Here is a 2,500-nt window from a genome sequence, read left to right as displayed (position 1 = left end):
GGTCTTTGCGCCGAAAATGTACCGGGGCTAAAGCCATACACCGAAGCTGTGGATTTGCATGTAAATGCAAGTGGTAGCGGAGCGTTCTGTAAGCCGTTGAAGAGGGACCCGTGAGGGCCTTTGGAGGTATCAGAAGTGAGAATGCTGACATGAGTAACGATAAAGGGAGTGAGAGACTCCCTCGCCGAAAGTCCAAGGGTTCCTGCTTAAAGTTAATCTGAGCAGGGTTAGCCGGCCCCTAAGGCGAGGCCGAAAGGCGTAGTCGATGGGAACCACGTTAATATTCGTGGGCCTGCGGGTAGTGACGGATCGCGTATGTTGTTCCTCCTTATTGGATTGGAGGGGCTTCGGGGCGGTTCCAGGAAATAGCTCCCGCGTATAGACCGTACCCTAAACCGACACTGGTGGACTGGTAGAGAATACCAAGGCGCTTGAGAGAACTGCGTTGAAGGAACTCGGCAAATTGCACGCGTAACTTCGGAAGAAGCGTGACCCTTTTTTACGCAAGTAGAGGAGGGTGGCACAGACCAGGGGGTAGCGACTGTTTACCAAAAACACAGGGCTCTGCGAAGTCGCAAGACGACGTATAGGGTCTGACGCCTGCCCGGTGCTGGAAGGTTAAGAGGAGAGGTGCAAGCTTTGAATTGAAGCCCCAGTAAACGGCGGCCGTAACTATAACGGTCCTAAGGTAGCGAAATTCCTTGTCGGGTAAGTTCCGACCTGCACGAATGGCGTAACGACTTCCCCGCTGTCTCCAACGCAGACTCAGTGAAATTGAATTCCCCGTGAAGATGCGGGGTTCCTGCGGTTAGACGGAAAGACCCCGTGCACCTTTACTATAGCTTTACACTGGCATTCGTGTCGGCATGTGTAGGATAGGTGGTAGACTTTGAAGCGGGGGCGCCAGCCTTCGTGGAGTCATCCTTGAAATACCACCCTTACCTATATGGATGTCTAACCGCGGTCCGTTATCCGGATCCGGGACAGTGTATGGTGGGTAGTTTGACTGGGGCGGTCGCCTCCTAAAGAGTAACGGAGGCGCGCGATGGTGGGCTCAGACCGGTCGGAAATCGGTCGTCGAGTGCAATGGCATAAGCCCGCCTGACTGCGAGACTGACAAGTCGAGCAGAGACGAAAGTCGGTCATAGTGATCCGGTGGTCCCGCGTGGAAGGGCCATCGCTCAACGGATAAAAGGTACGCCGGGGATAACAGGCTGATGACCCCCAAGAGTCCATATCGACGGGGTTGTTTGGCACCTCGATGTCGACTCATCGCATCCTGGGGCTGGAGCAGGTCCCAAGGGTATGGCTGTTCGCCATTTAAAGCGGTACGTGAGTTGGGTTCAGAACGTCGTGAGACAGTTCGGTCCCTATCTGCCGTGGGTGTAGGAATATTGACAGGATCTGTCCCTAGTACGAGAGGACCGGGATGGACGTATCTCTGGTGGACCTGTTGTGGCGCCAGCCGCATAGCAGGGTAGCTATATACGGACGGGATAACCGCTGAAGGCATCTAAGCGGGAAACCCACCTGAAAACGAGTATTCCCTATCAGAGCCGTGGAAGACCACCACGTTGATAGGCCGGGTGTGGAAGTGCGGCAACGCATGAAGCTTACCGGTACTAATAGCTCGATTGGCTTGATCATTCTCATTACTCATATCCATCGCAAAGCGATGAAATAGATTGTCTCACGCGCCGTATCGCACCTTTGGTGCGGGCGCTGCGACAGCGCGCCGGGCAACCGGCGACGGCCAAGTCGGCCTTGTGGGCAAATGCCCGCAAGATCGATCATCGCCAACAATCAAGACAAACAATTCCAGCTTCTTCATTTTGTTGCGCTTTGCTGACCTGGTGGTTACAGCGGGGTGGCTGCACCCGATCCCATTCCGAACTCGGCCGTGAAACGCCCCTGCGCCAATGGTACTTCGTCTCAAGACGCGGGAGAGTAGGTCGCTGCCAGGTCTGCTAAACGCAACAAAATGCTGCTCAAATCACACAACAATACATAACAGACCAATCAGGCCGCGCCAGAATACGTTCAGGACGCGGCCTTTTTGCTTTTGGCAAACATTCCAGGTAATCTGGACAATATCAAAAGCACAATGGCAATGGCAGCAATGCCCTCCTGCCACAAAAGGGTGGAGCAGCACCCCGTCCGAAAGCCCGAAAAAGCACCTTCGCTTTTGAGGCCGGACAAACGGAGAAGTCCGGGCTGCAAACGGCGTCAGCGCCGGTCTTGGTAACGCGGGGTGGAGCAGCCCGGTAGCTCGTCAGGCTCATAACCTGAAGGTCACAGGTTCAAATCCTGTCCCCGCAACCAATAACTCAACATCCCCCAAAATACACCGCTACAATCCAACACACAAACACAGCACCAAGCCGCAGCAATGCACCAATGTGGCTGCAACCCGCAAGCCACAGTGCCAAATGTCGGCGCAAACCCCAAACCGGCCAATCAACGGCCGACGGTCAAGCACAACCGGACACAAACAGTTCAG

The 2,500-nt window shown here is 54.8% G+C and carries 1 tRNA gene and 2 rRNA genes (1 of these 3 cut by a window edge); all 3 read left to right on the top strand.

From position 1 onward, the window contains the following. A 23S ribosomal RNA gene (locus tag V9K95_RS23605) occupies positions 1-1,647 on the top strand (it extends 1,172 nt beyond the left edge of the window). A gap of 202 nt (positions 1,648-1,849) precedes the next feature. Further along, positions 1,850-1,964 (top strand): 5S ribosomal RNA (gene rrf, locus V9K95_RS23600). 281 nt (positions 1,965-2,245) lie between these two features. Beyond that, positions 2,246-2,322, top strand: a tRNA-Met gene (locus V9K95_RS23595). Positions 2,323-2,500 lie beyond the last annotated feature (178 nt).

Origin of the sequence: Phyllobacterium sp. CCNWLW183 (assembly GCF_037203775.1) — a bacterium.
Taxonomy (GTDB): domain Bacteria; phylum Pseudomonadota; class Alphaproteobacteria; order Rhizobiales; family Rhizobiaceae; genus Phyllobacterium; species Phyllobacterium ifriqiyense.
This window is presented reverse-complemented; position numbering and strand designations above follow the sequence as displayed.